At 71.8% G+C, this 19,025-nt stretch carries 11 protein-coding genes and 1 pseudogene; all 12 read right to left on the bottom strand.

Annotation, left to right across the window (positions count from 1 at the left end; translation table 11 throughout):
* Nucleotides 1–39 precede the first annotated feature (39 nt).
* The 12 genes and pseudogenes from ACIRR8_RS11795 to ACIRR8_RS11740 all read right to left on the bottom strand — a co-directional run bounded on the left by ACIRR8_RS11795 (nt 40) and on the right by ACIRR8_RS11740 (nt 18,812).
* Nucleotides 40–1,572 (bottom strand): alpha/beta hydrolase, encoded by a 1,533-nt coding sequence (locus tag ACIRR8_RS11795; protein ID WP_404062248.1) that lies wholly within the window; start codon nt 1,570–1,572, stop codon nt 40–42.
* A 79-nt stretch (nt 1,573–1,651) separates the two neighbouring features.
* The gene (locus tag ACIRR8_RS11790) at nt 1,652–2,866 is read right to left on the bottom strand and encodes a DNA polymerase III subunit delta' (RefSeq protein WP_404062245.1); all 1,215 of its coding nucleotides are present in this window, start codon (nt 2,864–2,866) and stop codon (nt 1,652–1,654) included.
* 122 nt (nt 2,867–2,988) lie between these two features.
* On the bottom strand, nt 2,989–6,237 hold the full coding sequence (tmk, locus tag ACIRR8_RS11785; RefSeq protein ID WP_404062242.1) for a dTMP kinase: 3,249 nt from the start codon (nt 6,235–6,237) through the stop codon (nt 2,989–2,991).
* Between the two features lie 280 nt (nt 6,238–6,517).
* On the bottom strand, nt 6,518–9,415 hold the full coding sequence (topA, locus tag ACIRR8_RS11780; protein ID WP_404062239.1) for a type I DNA topoisomerase: 2,898 nt from the start codon (nt 9,413–9,415) through the stop codon (nt 6,518–6,520).
* Nucleotides 9,416–9,696: 281 nt separating this feature from the next.
* Nucleotides 9,697–9,894, bottom strand: a complete 198-nt coding sequence (locus ACIRR8_RS11775; protein WP_356755658.1) for a hypothetical protein — start codon at nt 9,892–9,894, stop codon at nt 9,697–9,699.
* A 134-nt stretch (nt 9,895–10,028) separates the two neighbouring features.
* Nucleotides 10,029–10,856 (bottom strand): ABC transporter permease, encoded by an 828-nt coding sequence (locus ACIRR8_RS11770; protein ID WP_404062236.1) that lies wholly within the window; start codon nt 10,854–10,856, stop codon nt 10,029–10,031.
* Between the two features lie 471 nt (nt 10,857–11,327).
* Nucleotides 11,328–12,187 (bottom strand): annotated as a pseudogene (locus tag ACIRR8_RS11765) (ABC transporter ATP-binding protein); the annotation flags it as partial.
* Between the two features lie 80 nt (nt 12,188–12,267).
* Nucleotides 12,268–12,585, bottom strand: a complete 318-nt coding sequence (locus tag ACIRR8_RS11760; protein WP_404062234.1) for a hypothetical protein — start codon at nt 12,583–12,585, stop codon at nt 12,268–12,270.
* Between the two features lie 120 nt (nt 12,586–12,705).
* Entirely contained in the window at nt 12,706–14,250 is a 1,545-nt protein-coding gene (locus ACIRR8_RS11755; protein WP_404062231.1) for a methyltransferase, read from the bottom strand.
* A 176-nt stretch (nt 14,251–14,426) separates the two neighbouring features.
* Nucleotides 14,427–15,065: a small secreted protein gene (locus tag ACIRR8_RS11750; protein WP_404062229.1), complete on the bottom strand. Its 639-nt coding sequence runs from the start codon at nt 15,063–15,065 to the stop codon at nt 14,427–14,429.
* 311 nt (nt 15,066–15,376) lie between these two features.
* Nucleotides 15,377–17,830: a sodium-translocating pyrophosphatase gene (locus tag ACIRR8_RS11745; RefSeq protein WP_404062226.1), complete on the bottom strand. Its 2,454-nt coding sequence runs from the start codon at nt 17,828–17,830 to the stop codon at nt 15,377–15,379.
* A gap of 520 nt (nt 17,831–18,350) precedes the next feature.
* A complete protein-coding gene (locus ACIRR8_RS11740; protein WP_404062223.1) occupies nt 18,351–18,812 on the bottom strand; it encodes an ATP-binding protein in 462 nt (153 codons plus the stop codon).
* Between the last annotated feature and the right edge of the window lie 213 nt (nt 18,813–19,025).

Raw genomic sequence — 19,025 nt, 5'->3', positions numbered from 1 at the left:
CCGGAGGCGTTCGGCCTGGTCAGAGCGGGTCGGGGGTGGTCAGGTGCACTTCTTGGCGTTGGTGGGCGGGGTGCCGTCCAGGAGGTACGTGTTGATCGCCGTGTCGATGCAGTCGCTGCCGCGGCCGTACGCCGTGTGGCCGTCGCCGTCGTAGGTGAGCAGGGTGCCGGAGTCGAGCTGGGCCGCCAGGGCCTCGGACCACTTGTACGGGGTGGCCGGGTCGCGGGTGGTGCCGACCACGACGATCGGGTCCGCGCCCTTCGCCTCGGTGCGGTGGGGGGTGCCGGTGGCCTTGGTGGGCCAGTACGCGCAGTTCAGGGAGGCCCAGGCGAAGCCCCGGCCGAAGACCGGGGAGGCCTGCTCGAAGTCCGGGACCGCCTTCTCCACCGCGTCGGGGCCGTCGAAGGCGGGCGGGAGGTCGAGGCAGTTCACGGCGGCGTTGGCGAACATCAGGTTCGCGTACTTTCCGTCCGGGCCGCGCTCGTAGTAGCTGTCCGCCAGCGAGAGGAGGCCGGAGCCGTCACTGCGCTGGGCGCCCGTCAGCGCCTCGCGGAGCTGGGGCCAGGCCGCCTCGTCGTACATCGCCGCGATCACCCCGGTCGTCGCCAGGGACTCGCCGAGCTTGCGGTCCTCGTCACCGCTCGGGATCGGCTTGGCGTCCAGGTCCTTGAAGAGTTGCTTCAGGCTCGTCGCCGCGTCCGCCGTGGACGTGGTGCCCAGCGGGCAGTCCGGCTGCTTGACGCAGTCTGCGGCGAAGGACTGGAACGCCCCCTCGAAGCCCGCCGTCTGGTCGCGGTTCATGTCGATCGCCTTGAGGGACGGGTCCATCGCGCCGTCCAGCACCAGGCGGCCGGCCCGGTCCGGGAAGAGGTCCGCGTACGTGGCGCCCAGGAACGTTCCGTACGAGGCACCGACGTAGTGGAGCTTCTCGTCGCCGAGCAGGGCGCGCAGCACGTCCATGTCGCGGGCCGTGTCGACCGTGGAGACGTACGGGAGGATCTCGCCGCTCCGCTTCTCGCAGCCCGCGGCGAACTTCTCGAAGGCGGCGGTGAGCTTTCGGACCTCCGCCTCGTCGTCCGGTGTCTGGTCGACCTGGGTGTAGGCGTCCATCTCCTTGCCCGTCAGGCAGTCCACCGGTTCGCTGCGGGCCACGCCGCGCGGGTCGATGGCCACCATGTCGTAGCGGGCGCGCACCGGGGCCGGGTAGCCGAGTGCCGCGTACCCCTGGAGATAGCCGATCGCGGAGCCGCCGGGGCCGCCCGGATTCACCAGGAGCGAACCGATCCGCTCGCCGGGGCCGGTGGCCTTCTTACGGGAGACGGCGAGGTCGATGTCGCCGTCATCCGGCTTGTCGTAGTCCTTCGGCGCCTTCATCGTCGCGCACTCGAACCCCTCCACCCCGCAGTCGCGCCAGCTCAGCTTCTGCCCGTAGTACGCGTCCAGCCCGGCCGGGGCCGCTGTGCCGGTGGCGGAGGCGTTCGGCGACGAGCCGCCGCCGCTGCAGCCGGAGATGAGCAGACCGGCTGTGCCGATCCCGATGGCGAAGGTGCGAAGCAGGCGCCTGGTATCCATCCTGGGAGCGTATCCGGCGGGTGACGAGTCGTCCGATTCCCTGCTCAATCGGGTGAAGGAGGCCGGCCGGGAGAACCCCTCAGCCCGCTCTCAGCGACACCGTCATCGCCTCCACCGCCAGCAGCGGCGCCACATTCCGGTCCATCGCCTGCCGGCACGCGATCACCGCCTCGATCCTGCGCAGCGTCTGGGCCGGCGTGGACGACTCCGCGATCCGGTCCAACGAGTCCTGCACGTCCACATTGGCGATGGCGATCCGCGAACCGAGCTGGAGCGCCAGCACATCGCGGTAGAAGCCGGTGAGCTCGGTGAGCGCCAGGTCCAGGCTGTCGCGCTGCGTCCGCGTCTTGCGGCGCTTCTGCTTGTCCTCCAGCTCCTTCATCGCCCCCGCCGTGCCGCGCGGCATCCGGCCCCCCGCCACTCCGCCAAGCGCCGCCTTGAGGTCCTCGGTCTCCTTGGCGTCCACCTCCTCCGCCATCTGCTTGGCGTCGTCGGTGGCCGTGTCGATCAGCTCCTGGGCCGCCTTGAGACAGCCGCCGACATCCGCGACCCGCAGCGGAACCTTCAGCACCGCCGCCCGCCGCTCCCGCGCCCGCTCGTCCGTGGCCAGGCGGCGCGCGCGGCCGATGTGCCCCTGAGTGGCCCGCGCCGCGGCGTGCGCCCGGTCCGGATCGACCCCGTCGCGGCGGATCAGGACGTCCGCCACGGCCTCCACCGGCGGCGTGCCGAGAGTGAGGTGGCGGCAGCGGGAACGGATCGTCGGCAGCACGTCTTCGAGCGAAGGCGCGCACAGCATCCACACCGTGCGCGGCGCGGGCTCCTCGACCGCCTTGAGCAGCACGTTGCCCGCGCCCTCGGTCAGCCGGTCGGCGTCCTCCATCACGATGACCTGCCACCGGCCGACCGCCGGGGAGAGCTGGGCGCGTCGGACCAGGTCGCGGGTCTCCTTCACCCCGATGGAGAGCAGGTCCGTGCGGATCACCTGGACGTCGGCGTGCGTACCGATCAGGCTCGTGTGGCAGCCGTCGCAGAACCCGCAGCCGGGCTCGCCGCCCAGCGCCCGGTCCGGGCTCGTGCACTGGAGCGCGGCGGCGAAGGCCCGGGCGGCGGTGGACCGTCCGGAACCCGGTGGTCCGGTGAAGAGCCAAGCGTGGGTCATCTTCGAGCCCTGCGCCTCGGCGTCTGCCGCCTTACCGTCCGAGACCGCCGTGACCAGCGCGTCGGCGTCCTTGGCGGCGGCGGCGAGCTGCTCCCTCACCCGGTCCTGCCCGACCAGGTCGTCCCATACGGTCACCGGTCCCCGCCCTTCCTGTCGCGCGATTCCCTCGTCGGATTCCATTGTGGGGGACGGCACTGACAAGTCCGGCCCGCCCGCCCCTCACGGGCGGACGGGCCGGACTCGAGAACACGTACGGATCAGCCGCGCGGCCGGCGTCCCCGGCCCCTCGGCTCCTCGTCGTCGTGCCCGCCGAGCAGCTCGTCCGCCAGCGTCGGCAGGTCGTCCAGCGGGGTCTCCTCGGCCCAGTCCGGACGCGGGCGCTTGCGGCGGGCGCGGGAGTCGTCGGCCCGGCCCGCCGCCCCCGGGTCCTCGACCTGCGGCAGCTCCCGGGTGCGCTCGTTCTCGCTCTCGGCCGGCGGGGTCGCCGGGCCCTCGTCCCGGAAGTAGCCCTTGGGCACCCGGTCGGAGGGCTGATCACCGCGTACGGGCGGCAGCACGGCCGTCTCGTCGGCGGCCCGGGCGTCGCGAGCGTTCCCAGCACCCCGGGCGCCCTGCGCGTCACGAGGGGCGTCACGCCCAGGCCTCTCGTCCGTGATCCGCGGCAGCATCGCCGTCTCGTCATCTCCGGAAGATCCCGAACCCGAAGCGGAACCGGAAGCGGAACCGGAACCCGGTCCCTCCGGCCGCGCCGCCGGCACCGGCTGCGTGATCTCGTTCGGGTTCACGATCGGCGTGGGCACCGTCAGCTCGTTCTCCGGAACGGTCGGCCCGTGCCCCTCAGACCGCGAGGACGCCTCAGGCTGTGAGTCACGGGACTCACGGGAAGTCCGCTCAGCCTCCGCGCGAGCCGCCTCCGTACGGGCAGCCGCCTCGGCCTCAGCCCGCCGCCGCGCCTCCTCGGCCCGTACCAGCGCCTCCTCCGCCTTCCGCTGCTTCTCCAGCCGGAGCGCCTCGGCCTCCTTGCGCAGCCGCGCCTCCTCCTCGGCCTGCTTGCGGAGGCGTTCCTGCTCGGCCTCGCGGGCCCGCTCCTCGGCCTCCAGCCGGCGGCGGTCCTCCTCGGCGCGGCGGCGGGCCTCCTCGGCGCGCTGCCGGGCCTCCTCCGCCTGGCGCTCGGCCTCACGGCGGCGGGCCTCCTCCAGTTCGCGCTGCTTGCGCTCCTCCTCCTCGGCGCGCAGCCGGGCGAGCTGCTCCTGGCGCTCCTTCTCCAGGCGCTCCTCCTCGGCCTTGCGGGCGGCCTCTTCCTCCGCCTTGCGCCGTGCCTCCTCCTCGGCCTTGCGCCGGGCCTCCTCGATGGCCTCGATCTCGGCCTCGGAGAGCGGAAGGAGCCGGTCGAGCCGGTGGCGTACGACCGTGGTGATCGCCTCGGGCTCCTGCCCGGCGTCCACCACCAGATAGCGCGTCGGGTCGGCGGCGGCCAGGGTCAGGAACCCGGACCGTACGCGCTCGTGGAACTCCGCCGGCTCCGACTCCAGCCGGTCCGGCGCCTCCGTGAACCGCTCCCGTGCGGTCTGCGGGTCGACGTCCAGCAGCACCGTCAGATGCGGTACGAGGCCACTCGTCGCCCACCGCGAGATCCGGGCGATCTCGGTCGGCGCCAGGTCGCGGCCCGCGCCCTGGTAGGCGACGGACGAGTCGATGTACCGGTCCGAGATGACGATCGCACCGCGCTCCAGCGCCGGGCGGACCACGGAGTCGACGTGCTCGGCGCGGTCGGCCGCGTACAGCAGCGCCTCTGCGCGGTTGGAGAGGCCGGCGGAGGAGACGTCCAGCAGGATCGACCGCAGCCGCTTGCCGACCGGTGTGGCCCCGGGCTCGCGGGTCACGACGACCTCGTGGCCCTTGGAGCGGATCCAGTCGGCGAGCGCCTCGACCTGGGTGGACTTGCCCGCCCCGTCGCCGCCCTCCAGCGCAAGGAAGAAGCCGGTGGCCGCCGGGGCGACCGCCGGGTCGCCGCCGCGCAGCGCCTCGCGCAGGTCGCGGCGGAGCGGTACGCCCGCTCGGTCGTCGGTCTTCGCGACCACGATGGCGGCCAGCGGCAGCAGCAGCGCGCCGATCAGCATCAGCGTGAAGGCCGCACCGCCGTGGGCGAAGACGAAGTCACCGGAGGCGGAGGCCAGCCGGTGCTGCCCGATCGCGGCGGCGAGCAGCGGGCCCGCGACCGCGCCGAGCGCGACGAGCACCCGGACGAGCGCCTGGAGGTGCTCGGTGGTCCGGGCCTGCCGGGCGGCCTCGGTCTCCTGGTCGATGATCGCGTGCCCGATGCCGGCGGCGACCCCGGCCGCGTAACCGGCGATCAGCGCGATCCCGAGCCCGGTCGCCGTGTCCGGCACCAGGCCGAGCGCCAGCAGTGCGAGGCCCGTGACGGCGGTGGCCAGCGCGAGCAGCCGGCGCCGCGACAGCGCGGGCAGCACCTTCTGCGCCGTACGGATACCGAGGGCGGTACCGCCGGTCAGCGCGAGGATCAGCAGCGCGTACGTGGCGGGTCCGCCGCCGAGGTCGTAGGCGTGCAGGACCGATACGGCGGCGGCCGCGGCGATCGCTCCGGCGACGGCCGCGCAGACGGCGACGGTCAGCGGAAGCGCGCCGGTGCGGCCCTTGTCGGGGCCGCTGCCGGTGGTGGGGCGGCGCAGGCCTTCCAGGGGCGAGCGCGGCCGGGGGGTCTGGGTACCGGGCAGTTCGAGGAAGTACAGGATCGAGATGGAGGCCGAGAACAGACCCGCCGCCACGTACGAAGCCAGCGCCGCCTGGTGGAAGGAGAACCACTCCAGGCCGGTGCCGAGGAGGTTGCCGATCAGCGTGGCGACCAGCAGGACCACCGCGGCGGCGGGGACGGCGAGGAAGTTCGTACGCAGCGACAGCCTGCGCAGGGCGTCGAGATGGTCGGGAAGCGGACGGACGGCCGCTCCCTCGAGTGGCGGGGCCGGCAGCAGCGCCGGGGCGGCGCTCTCCTTGGCCACCGACCACAGGCGCTCGGCGGCGCCGGTCACGAAGACGGTGATGAGGATCATCATGAGCGCCTTGTCCGGCACCCAGTCGATCCACAGCGGGGCGATGATCAGCAGGGCGAGCCGCAGCGCGTCCGTCCCGATCATCAGCCATCGCCGGTCGAGTTTTCCGCCGGGCGCGGTGAGCGACGTCAAAGGCCCCAGGAGTACGGCTCCGAAGAGCACGGTGGACAGGATGCGGGCGCCGAACACGGCGGCGACGGCGAAGGCCGCCCCGCGGTATCCGGCCCCGAATGAGCCCTCCAGGACCGCTGCTTGCAGCGACAACAGCACCAGCACGAGAAGGGCGAGTGCATCGCCGATACCGCCGACGAGCTGGGCGCTCCACAACCGCTTCAGCGGGGGAACACGCAACAGGGCCCGTACGGCGCGCTCGCGTGAGTCTGCGGCAAGTGTGTCGGAGGTGGGGCTCACGACCGTTGGCTGCTCGGCTCGCGTCATCCGCCCAGCCTATCGGCAGCGGTGCGGTGACTGTCGGCCCGTCCGAACATATGGCCGCGGATGATTTCCGGCCGACTCGCTCACGGGCCCTTGACGCACCGCTGTCCAGCACCTCTATAGGGCGCGTGCTCTTGATGCAGCGCTGCCCGGCACCTCTACAAGGCGCGTGCCCTGACGCAGCGCTGTCCAGCACCTCTATAAGGCGCGTGCCCTTGACGCAGCGCTGCCCGGCACCTCTACAGGGCAGGTGCCGGGCAGCATCACACGATCACGGAAGCGGTCAGTCCTCAGAGGAGGAGGCCGAGGAAGCAGACGCGGAAGCCGTCTTCTTCGCCGTCGTCGTCTTCTTGGCGGCCGTCGCCTTCTTGGTGGTCGTCGTCTTCTTCGCGGCGGTCTTCTTGGCGGCCGTGGCGGTCTTGGTGGCCGTCGTCTTCTTGGCGGCCGTCTTCTTGGCCGTCGCCTTCTTCGCCGGGGCCTTCTTCGCCGTCTTCTTCTTGGCGGGTCCCTTGGCGCGCTTCTCGGCGAGCAGCTCGTAACCGCGCTCCGGTGTGATCTCCTCGACGCTGTCGCCGGTCCGCAGGGTGGCGTTGGTCTCGCCGTCGGTGACGTACGCGCCGAAGCGGCCGTCCTTCACCACGACCGGCGCACCGCTCACGGGGTCGGTGCCCAGCTCCTTCAGCGGCGGCTTGGCGGCGGCCCGGCCGCGCTGCTTGGGCTGGGCGTAGATCGCGAGGGCCTCTTCGAGGGTGATGTCGAAGAGCTGGTCCTCGGAGGTCAGCGACCGGGAGTCGGTGCCCTTCTTCAGATACGGGCCGTACCGGCCGTTCTGCGCGGTGATCTCCACACCCTCGGCGTCGGTGCCGACGACGCGCGGCAGCGACATCAGCTTGAGGGCGTCGGCGAGCGTGACCGTGTCCAGGGACATGGTCTTGAAGAGCGAGGCGGTCCGCGGCTTCACCGCGTTCTTGCCGGTCTTCGGCGTCCCTTCAGGCAGCACCTCGGTGACGTACGGGCCGTAGCGGCCGTCCTTGGCGATGATCTGGTTGCCGCTGACCGGGTCCGTACCCAGCTCGAAGTCGCCGCTCGGCTTGGCCAGCAGCTCCTCCGCCAGCTCGACCGTCAGCTCGTCGGGCGCCAGGTCCTCCGGCACGTCGGCGCGCTGGTGGCCCTCGGCGTCCTTCTCGCCCCGCTCGATGTACGGGCCGTAGCGGCCGACGCGGAGCTTGATGTCGTTGCCGACCGGGAAGGAGGAGATCTCCCGGGCGTCGATCGCGCCGAGGTCGGTGACCAGCTCTTTCAGGCCACCGAGGTGGTCGCCGTCGCCGTTGCCCGCGTCGGAGGCGGAGCCCACACCGGCCGGGTCGTCACCGGAACCGGTCGTTCCGAAGTAGAAGCGCTTCAGCCACGGCACGGACTGGGCCTCGCCGCGCGCGATGCGGTCGAGGTCGTCCTCCATGCGGGCGGTGAAGTCGTAGTCGACGAGCCGGCCGAAGTGCTTCTCCAGCAGGTTGACCACGGCGAAGGAGAGGAAGGACGGGACGAGCGCGGTGCCCTTCTTGAAGACGTAACCGCGATCCAGGATGGTCCCGATGATCGAGGCGTACGTCGAGGGGCGGCCGATCTCGCGCTCTTCCAGCTCCTTGACCAGCGAGGCCTCGGTGTAGCGGGCCGGCGGCTTGGTGGCGTGGCCGTCGACCGTGATCTCGTCGGCGGACAGCGCGTCGCCCTCGGCGACCTGCGGCAGCCGGCGCTCGCGGTCGTCCAGCTCGGCGTTCGGGTCGTCGGCGCCTTCGACGTACGCCTTCATGAAGCCGTGGAAGGTGATCGTCTTGCCGGAGGCGGAGAACTCGGCGTCCCGGCCGTCGCTCGCCCGGCCGCCGATCTTGACGGTGACCGAGTTGCCGGTCGCGTCCTTCATCTGGGAGGCGACGGTCCGCTTCCAGATCAGCTCGTAGAGCCGGAACTGGTCGCCGGTGAGGCCGGTCTCGGCAGGCGTGCGGAAGCGGTCGCCGGAGGGGCGGATCGCCTCGTGCGCCTCCTGCGCGTTCTTGACCTTGCCGGCGTACGTACGCGGCTTGTCGGGCAGGTAGTTCGCGCCGTACAACTGCGTGACCTGGGCCCGGGCCGCGGCGACCGCGGTGTCCGAGAGGGTCGTGGAGTCCGTACGCATATAGGTGATGAAGCCGTTCTCATACAGCTTCTGCGCCACCTGCATGGTCGCCTTCGCGCCGAAGCCCAGCTTGCGGCTCGCCTCTTGCTGGAGGGTCGTCGTACGGAACGGGGCGTACGGGGAGCGTCGGTACGGCTTCGACTCGACGGACCGGACCGAGAAGGAGGAGTCGGTGAGCGCGGCGGCGAGCGCGCGGGCGTTCGCCTCGTCCAGGTGGAGCGTCTGGGCGGAGCCGGCCTTGAGCTGACCGTCCGGGCCGAAGTCGCGGCCCTGGGCGATACGGCGGCCGTCGACCGCGCTGAGGCGGGCGGTGAGGGTCGACGGGTCGGAGGCGTCACCGGTACGGCCGGTGGCGAACTTTCCGGTCAGGTCCCAGTACTCGGCGGAGCGGAAGGCGATGCGCTCGCGCTCCCGCTCGACGACGAGGCGGGTGGCGACGGACTGGACGCGGCCCGCCGACAGCTTCGGCATGACCTTCTTCCACAGGACCGGCGAGACCTCGTAGCCGTAGAGGCGGTCGAGGATACGGCGGGTCTCCTGGGCGTCGACCATGCGCTGGTTGAGCTCGCGCGGGTTGGCGACGGCGGCGCGGATCGCGTCCTTGGTGATCTCGTGGAAGACCATCCGGTGGACCGGGACCTTGGGCCGCAGGACTTCCTGGAGGTGCCACGCGATGGCTTCGCCCTCGCGGTCCTCATCGGTGGCGAGGAAGAGTTCGTCGGACTCGGCCAGCAGCTGCTTGAGCTTCCTGACCTGGGCCTTCTTGTCGGCGTTGACCACGTAGATGGGCTGGAAGTCGTTCTCGACGTCCACGCCGAGGCGGCGCACCTCGCCGGTGTACTCGTCCGGGACCTCGGCCGCGCCGTTCGGGAGGTCGCGGATGTGCCCGACGCTCGCCTCGACGACGTATCCGGGGCCGAGATAGCCCTTGATCGTCTTCGCCTTGGCAGGCGACTCGACGATGACGAGTCGGCGGCCGCCCTGTGCGGTCTCGCTGGTCGGGGACAACTTCGCTCTTCTCTCCGGTCGACACTCGATGGGCATCCGGGCAGCGTCGTGACGCTGCCCGCGGTGCTGTCGCTGCGGAGTGTGACGGTACAACCCGCCCCCGTGTCAAACGGCAAAAGCCCGCAACGGCCACTCGAACGGTAACCCGACTTCCGCCATTCCTGCCGCCCGGACCGTCGGGTCCGGGCGGCGCGAAGGCCTGACGTTCGGACATCCGGAGGTGGTCGCGGTGCCCGGCCGGCAGCCCCCTGACCCGGGCGCGGCCCCGGCGGGAGCGAGGATCAGACGAGGGTGAAGCACCACACGCCGAGGACCAGGAAAACTACGCCGAAAAGTGTCGTGAGTGCGGTGGAGGCGACGGGGCTCACACCGTGCAGCACCGGCGCGCGGTGCAGGGCGCGCGCCCCGGTCCAGACGAGGAGCGCGGCGCCGAACAGCGTGAAGGCCGTGCCGGCGAAGACTGCTGCGACGCTCTCCATGTCGTACTCCTCGACCCTGTTCGTACCGCTCGCGCATGTTCGTACCGCTCGATCATGGGGAGGCTGCCAGCCCGGGGCGACGCCGACACGAACCCCGGGTGAACAGCGTGCACCCACGGGGAGTACCGAGCCCGTCACATGACGTCAGGAATCGCCCGGCGGCGGCTGCCCCGCTCGAAGACGGCCGGCAGCGCCACGGCGAGCAGCGCGTATCCGGCGCCGACGAGCAGTTCCGCGCCGAGCAGCGCACGGTCGGGACCGCCACCCGTGGTCGGCGCGCGGGCGGCCTCCATGGCGTGGGTGAGCGGCAGCGCGTCGCCGGCCGCCCGCATCCAGTCGGACAGCTCCGCGTGCGGCACATTGGCGCCGGCGAGCAGGAGCAGTACGGATCCGGCCACGTTGGAGATCAGGAACACGTCACGGAAGCGGAGCCCGAGCGCGCCGAGCGCCAGCCCGAACGCCGAGCACCCGGCGTCGGCCGCCGCCAGCACCACGGCGAGCCCCGGCAGAGCCGCGAGCGGAATCCGCAGACCGAGTAGGAGAGAGGCGGCGGTGAGGGTGAAGGCACTGATCAGGAGGCCGTTGAGGACATAGGGAAGAGCTCGGCCGGTCCAGAGCGGAGTCCGGTGGCGGGGACTGAGGAGGACAGCGCCGAGGGTGCCGTGGCGGCGTTCGTTGGAGATCGCCGTCGTGCCGCCGTAGAAGCAGGCGGTGGAGGAGGCGAGGACCGCGTTGCCCAGCAGGTAGAAGTGATCGTCGGCCACCTGGAGCTCCCGTCCGAGGAAGACGAAGAAGAGGAGCTGGAGCAGCGGACCGACCAGCAGCGCGCCGATGAACATGGGCGGCGTCGTCCAGTTGAACAGCGCGCGGTACGAGATGGGTCCGCCGACGACGACCGGGCGCAGGGTGCCGAGGGCGGCCGGGGCTGTGGGTGTGGCGGTCCTGCGGCGGCTCCTGATCATCAGGCGAGCGAGAGGGTGGCGGCGGCGCGGGCACGGCGTTCGACCCGTCCGAGGACGAGCACGGCGAGCAGCGCGAACGGCGCGCCTAGGGGGTGTCTTGCCGGTCAGGCCGGATCAGGGAGCGGGGTCCGGTGCCGTGCGTCGCAAGGCGGAGGAGAGAGTCGGATGGGGTCTCCCCTGCTCGAACAGAGTTGAGAGCTTGGGCAAGAAGCGTCGGCGAGTGACGACAACGCCGCGAGGTGCGGTGCCAGGGCACGCGAGCCCGGCATGATCGACCAGGACACCCCCTAACGCCGCGAGCGTGCGTGCCAGACGCCGCCCGGCAGGCGGCAGTTTGACGACAGGGCTTAGGGCCAGGGCCTCGGCCATCGGCACCAGCACCCCGGCCCGGTCCGTCCCGCCGGAGGTCGCCGCGTGCACGGCCCGCGACCCCCAGGTGGTCGGCAGCGCCCAGGAGACCGGAAACGTCCACTCCGGCAGCACGGTGAGGGTCTGGGGGGAGCCGCGCTCCTCGGCCGCCGCGCCCCGGGCAGCGCGCGGATCCGGTCGAGGTGATCGGCGCCCGCTCCGTACGCCTCGGTCTCCAGGATGTCGCGTTCCTGGACGCGGGACTTGAGGTGGCCGGGAGTGCCGGGCGCCCGGATCGTACCGCCCGCGAGCACCGCGATCCGGTCGCACAGTTCGTCGGCCTCGGCCATGTAGTGGGTGGTGAGGAGCACGGTGGTGCCGTCAGCCCGGAGATCGGCCACCGTACGGCGCAGATCGCGGGCGGCGACCGGGCCGACGCCGATGGAGGGCTCGTCGAGGAAGAGGACGGCGGGCCGGTGGAGCAGGCCGCGGGCGGTGTGGAGGCGCTGCCGCATACCGCGCGAGTAGTCCTCCACCCGCTCCTTCTCCCGGCCCAGCAGACCGATCAGCTCCAGGAGTTCGGCGATCCGGCGCCGCTGGTCGCGCGGTTCGACGCCGTGGAGCTCGGCGATGTAGCGGAGGTTGTCGAGCGCGGTGAGCCGGTCGTACAGGCCCCGGTCGCCGCCGAAGACGTACCCGACCCGGCGTCGTACGGCGACGGGTTCACGCGCCACGTCGTGGCCGAGCACGCGGGCGGTGCCGGAGGCGGGCAGCAGGAGGGTGTTGAGCATCTTGATGGTGGTGGTCCTGCCCGCGCCGTTGGGCCCGAGCAGGCCGAAGAGCTCGCCTCGCGCCACCTGGAGGTCGATGCCTCGCACGGCCTCGGTCTCGGTGGTGCGCGGCCGCAGGAGTCCGGTGCGGGTGGTGTAGGTACGGCGGAGGCCGAACGCCTCGATGGCGGGCGGGGCTTCGGTGACAGGCATGGCGGTGACGCTGGGAGCGCGAGCCGCGCCGGGCCATCGATTCGGGCGGTCCCGAATCGACCCCCGGCACCCGCCTCAGGTCAGGACACCGTCCCCCTGAACCCGCCTCGGGCCTGGAAGGAGACAGCGAGGACCTCGGGGTCGTCGGTGGAGTAGAGCCGGCAGCCCTCGGCGAAGACGAGCGGGATCAGCAGCAGCCGCCGCTCACCGGCCCGGTAGTCGGCCCCGGTGGCCCGGACGCTCTCCAGCTCGGCGTCGACGGACGCGGCACCGACCGGCCGGGGCAGCAGGAAGTCCGGAAGCTGTACGGCCCGTGGGTCAGCAGCCGCAGCGGCCGCGTCCGCGCGTCGCCCCGCAGCACCTCGCGGGCCCGGACGACCCATTCCCCGTACGGCCACGAGGGCATCCGGCCCGGGCCCGCCAGGTGCAGGCTGCAGAACGCGTCCCACAGCGGGCTGACGGCGATCCGGGTGGCCCGGAGCGAGGCCTCGTCCAGCTCGATCCGGATCGCGCCGCCCTCACCCGAGGCCCTCCCCCGGAGCAGTCCCCTCAACGGCCCCCGGCACCGGCTCCAGGAAGCCCTCCTCGACCAGCAGCCGGATCGCCTGCGGGGTGCGGTCGCGCAGGAGCACCGGGTCCTCCGCCATCAGCTGCGCGATGGCGTCCAGGATCCGCCCGGCGGGCAGCGACCCGTCGCACACCCCGGCGAACCCGGCGGCCACCGCGTCCACCTTGGTCGCCCGCATCATCCCGCGGTGCTGGCGCAGCACCACATGCTCAGGATCCTCCGCACCGGGCAGGCCCACCTGCTCCTGCACGACCTCTGCGGCGAGCGTGAAGTGCCCGGCGAGCAGCGCCGCGTCGTCCTGGTCGCGCAGGTAGTCCTGGCGGGCGAAGTGCTCCTCGACGGCCCGGCCGAGCGGCTGCTGCACGGCGTGCGGCCACTCCTCGACGACGATCGACGGATTCCCGGCGGCCGCGGCGGCGGAGCGGCGCAGCGTGATCCAGCCGAAGCCGACGGAGGTGGTGCCGCGCGCCTCGAACTCGTCGAGCCACGCCTCGTACCGCTCGGCGTACGCGGCCGGGTCACTGCGGTGGTCGCCGCTGTCGCGCAGCCACAGCTCGGCGTACTGCGTGACGTCCTGGACCTCGCGCTGCACGATCCAGGCGTCGCACCCGGCGGGCACCCAGGACCGCAGCCGGTCCTGCCACTCCTCGCCTTCCACGTGCTGCCAGTTGGCGAGGAACTGGGCGTATCCGCCGTCGTTCAGATGATTGCCCGCCTGCTGGACCAGGGTGCGGCAGAGGTCGTCGCCGCCCATGCCGCCGTCCCGATAGGTGAGGCGGGCGCCGGGCGAGATGACGAAGGGCGGGTTGGAGACGATCAGGTCGAAGGTCTCCGTGCCGACCGGCTCGAAGAGGGAGCCCTCGCGGAGGTCGGCGGGGGCGGCGCCGGAGAGGGCGAGGGTGAGCCGGGTGAACTCCAGGGCGCGGGGGTTCAGGTCCGTGGCGGTGACCCGGGTGGCGTGCTGGGCGGCGTGCAGCGCCTGGATGCCGGACCCCGTACCGAGGTCGAGGGCCGAGGCGAGCGGCGTACGCACGGTGATAGAGGCGAGGGTGGTGGAGGCCCCGCCGACGCCGAGGACGACGCCCTCCTCGCGCGAGCCGATCCCGCCCGCACCGCCGACCGCGCAGCCGAGGTCGGAGACGATGAACCAGTCCTCGCCGTCCGGACCGCCGTACGGCCGCACGTCGACGGTGGCGCGGACCTGGCCGTCCTCGGTGCTCACCCAGCCGTCCCGGACGCACTCCTCCAGCGGCAGGGCCGCGCGGGCCTGCTCCTCGGGGACGGGCCGCTGGAGCAGGAACAGCCGCACCAGCGTGTCGAGCGGCGACACGCCCCGGGTGGCGCGCAGGGCGGGCACGGTCTCGCTGCGGGCGAGCGCGGCGTAGGCGGCCGCGCCGAGCCGGTCGAGGAGGCCGTCGGCGGTGAAAGCCGCGGCGAGCAGAGCCCCGCGGAGGCCGGCGGTGTGGTCGGGTGCGGGAAGGCTGGTCTCACTCACCCGACCATTGTGGCCGGTCCCACTGACAACGGCAGCGGCCCGGACACCCACCGAGTGTCCGGGCCGCCCGGCCGAGGCCGTTCCCGCGAAGCCACCGAAGCCGTTCGGCGGAGCCACGGAGACCGTTCCCCCGAAGCCGCCGAAGCCGTTCCGGCGAAGCCGCCGTACGGGAAGGGCTACGCCTTCTTCTCCTCCGAAGCCGACGCGGAGGGCGTCACCGCAGCCGCGTCCGGCGCCGCGGAGCCGCCGGGGCTGGCCGGCCCGGTCGAAGCCTTCAGCTTCTGGCAGCCCTTCTGCTTCGACATCGCGGAGCCGAGCTCACCGGACTCCAGCTTCTTCAGCGCCTGGTCACCGTTCTTGCTGATCTTGTCCAGCTCGACGGCGATGTCCTTGAGACCGTCGGCGAACTTCGCCTGGTCCTTGGTCTCGATGGCGTCGACCTTGGTCTTCAGGGCCGCGTAGGCCGCCGAGGCCTCGTCGAGCTCCTTCACGGCATCCTTCTGCATGGTCTCGCCGTCGTCGACCGGCGGCGGACCGGCCGATTCCACGGCCTTGCCCAGCGCCTTGTACGCGTCGGAGATCTGCTGGAAGGCAAGCGAGTCGGCCTTCTGGACATCGACGGGCTTGCTGTTGTCCGAGGTCTGCTGCTGGATGGAGGCGTTGGCGTTGGTGATCTTCTGCAGCTGGGGCTGGAACTGGTCGCAGACGTTCTTGGCCCAGTCGTTCACCTTGTCGTCGCTGTCATCGCTGCAGCCCGACAGCGTCAGTACGAGTACCGCACCGCCGGACAGTGCGGCTGCAAGCTTCTTGTTCACCGGTTTGGGTCCCTTCCAAGGCTCTCGGCCCCGGAACTTACACGCCAAGAGGGCTCCATCCGGGTGCCGGTCATCCGATGCACACCCTTTTGAAGCCATTTGCACCAAGAGAAGTGAGGGAGATGCCACTCGGCAGGAGATTCCGACACCCGTACGGTCACTCACCGGAACGACGGGATCAGATCTCCGGCTCCCGCAGAGGGACACGGGCGGGCGGTACGCCAACGCGCACCGTCCGCCCGCGGAGTGACGACAGGTCACCTGGGAGCGCGACTCAAGGGTGTGTCCCGCCCTGATCCGCCGGACACGCCCTAAGGAGCCGCTGCGGGGTCCGGTGACGGCAGCGACGGACCGCCGCCGCCCGGCGCACCGCTGTCGTCATCGCCGACGGCGATGCCGCGCCGCTTGGAGACGTACACCGCGCCGACGATGACCGCGATGGCGAAGACCGCCACCAGTGCCCGGATCCAGGGGTTGGCGTCCGGCCCGTAGCTGAACTGCACCACCGCCGGGGCGATGAGCAGCGCGACCAGGTTCATCACCTTCAGGAGCGGGTTGATCGCCGGGCCCGCGGTGTCCTTGAACGGGTCGCCGACCGTGTCGCCGATCACGGTCGCGGCATGCGAGTCGCTGCCCTTGCCGCCGTAATGCCCGTCCTCGACCAGCTTCTTGGCGTTGTCCCAGGCCCCGCCGGAGTTGGCGAGGAAGACGGCCATCAGGGTGCCGGTGGCGATGGCGCCCGCGAGGTACGAGCCGAGCGCGCCGACGCCGAGGGTGAACCCGACCGCGATCGGCGCCAGGACGGCGAGGAGGCCGGGCGTGGCCAGCTCGCGGAGGGCGTCCTTGGTGCAGATGTCGACGACCCGGCCGTACTCCGGCTTCTCCGTGTAGTTCATGATCCCGGGGTGCTCGCGGAACTGCCGCCGCACCTCGTGGACCACGGCTCCGGCGGACCGGGAGACCGCGTTGATGGCGAGCCCGGAGAACAGGAAGACGACCGCCGCACCGAGGACCAGGCCGACGAGGTTGTTGGGCTGCGAGATATCCAGGCTCAGCCCGAGATCCCCCGCGCCGGCGCCCACGTCGGCGACGGCCGTGGCGATGGCGTCGCGGTACGAACCGAAGAGCGCGGCCGCCGCGAGGACGGCGGTGGCGATGGCGATGCCCTTGGTGATGGCCTTGGTCGTGTTGCCGACGGCGTCCAGGTCGGTGAGCACCTGAGCGCCGGCGCCGGTGACGTCCCCGGACATCTCGGCGATGCCCTGGGCGTTGTCGGAGACCGGCCCGAAGGTGTCCATGGCCACGATGACCCCGACGGTGGTGAGCAGCCCGGTCCCGGCGAGCGCCACCGCGAAGAGGGCCAGCATGATCGACGTACCGCCCAGCAGGAACGCCCCGTAGACGCCGAGGCCGATCAGCAGCGCGGTGTAGACGGCCGACTCCAGGCCGATGGAGATTCCGGCCAGCACCACGGTCGCCGGGCCGGTCAGCGAGGACTTCCCGATGTCCTGGACGGGACGGCGCTCGGTCTCGGTGAAGTAGCCGGTGAGCTGCTGGATCAGCGCGGCCAGCACGATGCCGATGGCCACGGCGACCAGGGCGAAGACGCGCGGGTCGCCGCCGTGCGCGGTGATCGCCTCGTCGGTGACCCCGGTCAGCTCGGCGTACGAGGACGGCAGATAGGCGAAGGCGGCCACGGCCACCAGGACGAGCGAGACGACCGCGGAGATGAAGAACCCCCGGTTGATCGCGGTCATCCCGCTGCGGTCGGCGCGGCGGGGAGCGACGGCGAAGATCCCGATCATCGCGGTGACCACACCGATCGCCGGAACCATCAGCGGGAAGGCCAGGCCGGAGTCGCCGAAGGCGGCCATGCCGAGGATGAGGGCGGCGACGAGCGTCACGGCGTACGACTCGAAGAGGTCGGCGGCCATGCCCGCGCAGTCACCGACGTTGTCGCCCACGTTGTCGGCGATGGTGGCGGCGTTGCGCGGGTCGTCCTCCGGAATGCCCTGCTCCACCTTGCCGACGAGGTCGGCGCCCACATCGGCGGCCTTGGTGAAGATCCCGCCGCCGACCCTCATGAACATGGCGATCAGCGCCGCACCGAGGCCGAAGCCCTCCAGCACCTTGGGCGCGTCGGCCGCGTAGACGAGCACCACACAGGAGGCGCCGAGCAGCCCGAGCCCGACCGTGATCATTCCGACCACACCGCCGGTACGGAAGGCGATTTTCGTCGCCCGGTGCGAAACGGCGGTGAGATCCTTCTCCGGTTCGCCCTCTCCCGGAGTCGCCTCACGCGCGGCGGCGGCCACCCGCACATTGCTCCGTACGGCGAGTCGCATACCGATGTATCCGGTCGCCGCCGAGAAAAGCGCACCGACCAGGAAGAAGAGCGAACGCCCTGCGCGCTGCGACCAGTTGTCGGCCGGCAGCACCAGCAACAGGAAGAACACGATCACGGCGAACACGCCGACCGTCCGCAGCTGCCGGGCCAGATAGGCGTTGGCGCCCTCTTGGACCGCCGCGGCGATCTCCTTCATACGCTCGGTGCCCTCGCCGGCCGCCAGCACCTGGCGTACCAGCAGCCTGGCGACGACGAGCGCGGCGACGGCGACGACCGCCACGATGATGACGATCAGCCGGTTGTCGTCGGTGAGGACCGCCGCCGCGAGGGAAGCGGGCCCGTCGGAAAGTGCGGATTCCTGCGTCGGTGCAGCCGATGCGGCCGGTGCAGCCATTGGGGTGGTGAAGAACTCCGCCATACGTCCTCCTTGACGCTCAGCGCTCAAGACGTGGACGGATTGTAGGGAGCGGAACGGGATCAAAACAGTGGTCCGGAAGAGAATTGATCGCTCTCCCCCCAACGCCGAAAGATCACCGGATAATTTTCCCCGAACGCAGTAACGGGACAGGCGCATTACGCCGATGCATTACCGGGGAAATCGCATGGGAAAGCGGCGCAAGGCCACAGCGAAAAGGCCCTGCTCAGCACGGCAGGGCCCGGAAAGGCGGCGCCGACAGGCACGCGGCGGGAGCCCAAGGCGTACGTACGCCTTGGGCTCGCGTCGCACGGGACGGAGCGGTTCCGTGCCGTACAGGGCGGGGCGGGGCGGGGCCCCGGGGCCTGTGCCGTACAGGACGGGGCGGGGCCTCGGGGGCCTGTGTCGTACGGAGGCGGGGTGAACTCACACGTACGGATAGCGCGGGCTTACGCCGTACGAGGCAGACCGGCCGGCCTGCCTCGCGACTCGCGCACCCCGCGTCCTACGCGCCGGCCACGCCTCAGGGGCGTACCCCGGCGAGAGCTGCCGGCCAGCTCATGCGGATGGTCCCGCCGTTCGCACCGGACCGGACCTCCACCTCGTCGACGAGGCCGCTGATGACCGCGAGACCCATCTCGTCCTCGCCGCCGTCGCTCCCATCGCTCTCGGGCTCGTCCGGCCCACCGGACGAGCCGCCGCGCGCTCCGGTCGCGGCGGAGCCGTTGCCGGGATCGGGGACGCTGTCCCCGACCTCGATGGAGAACGCCTTCTCCTCCTCGGTCAGCACCACGCTGACCGGCTCGGTGATGCCATGGCTGCGGTGCAGTCCCACGGCACGGCTGCAGGCCTCGCCGACGGCGAGCCTGACCTCGTCGAGCACCGCCTCGTCGACGCCGGCCCTGCGCGCCACGGCGGCCGCCACCAGGCGGGCCGTCCTGACATGTTCAGGCTGGGCACTGAAGCGGAGTTCAACGGTGGCCATGCGATCCCCCTGGAACGTTCGGGCGTACGCGTCAGAGGTTCCGGGCCTGAAGCCCGGCACCCCTGCTCTCCTCCTCCGGAGGCCGACAGGATCCACGGATCCGCAGATCCGCGGGATCGACGGAACCGACAGCCGACCCGAAGGCCGACCGTCCGCCCGTCGCGGCCCGGTCGCTGCCGGTCCGTCCACTGCCTGACGACCGGCCCGCGGGCC

This window comes from Streptomyces sp. NPDC101178, assembly GCF_044767965.1.
Classification (GTDB): domain Bacteria; phylum Actinomycetota; class Actinomycetes; order Streptomycetales; family Streptomycetaceae; genus Streptomyces.
The sequence above is the reverse complement of the archived record's forward strand: the minus strand, read 5'-3'. Positions and strand labels throughout refer to the sequence as shown.

Excerpts from the sequence above, each read along its gene's own strand:
- ACIRR8_RS11795 (WP_404062248.1), bottom strand. The coding sequence starts at position 1,572 with ATGGATACCAGGCGCCTGCTTCGCACCTTCGCCATCGGGATCGGCACA.
- tmk (WP_404062242.1), bottom strand. The coding sequence starts at position 6,237 with ATGACGCGAGCCGAGCAGCCAACGGTCGTGAGCCCCACCTCCGACACA.
- ACIRR8_RS11775 (WP_356755658.1), bottom strand. The coding sequence starts at position 9,894 with ATGGAGAGCGTCGCAGCAGTCTTCGCCGGCACGGCCTTCACGCTGTTC.
- ACIRR8_RS11770 (WP_404062236.1), bottom strand. The coding sequence starts at position 10,856 with ATGATCAGGAGCCGCCGCAGGACCGCCACACCCACAGCCCCGGCCGCC.
- ACIRR8_RS11745 (WP_404062226.1), bottom strand. The coding sequence starts at position 17,830 with ATGGCGGAGTTCTTCACCACCCCAATGGCTGCACCGGCCGCATCGGCT.
- ACIRR8_RS11740 (WP_404062223.1), bottom strand. The coding sequence starts at position 18,812 with ATGGCCACCGTTGAACTCCGCTTCAGTGCCCAGCCTGAACATGTCAGG.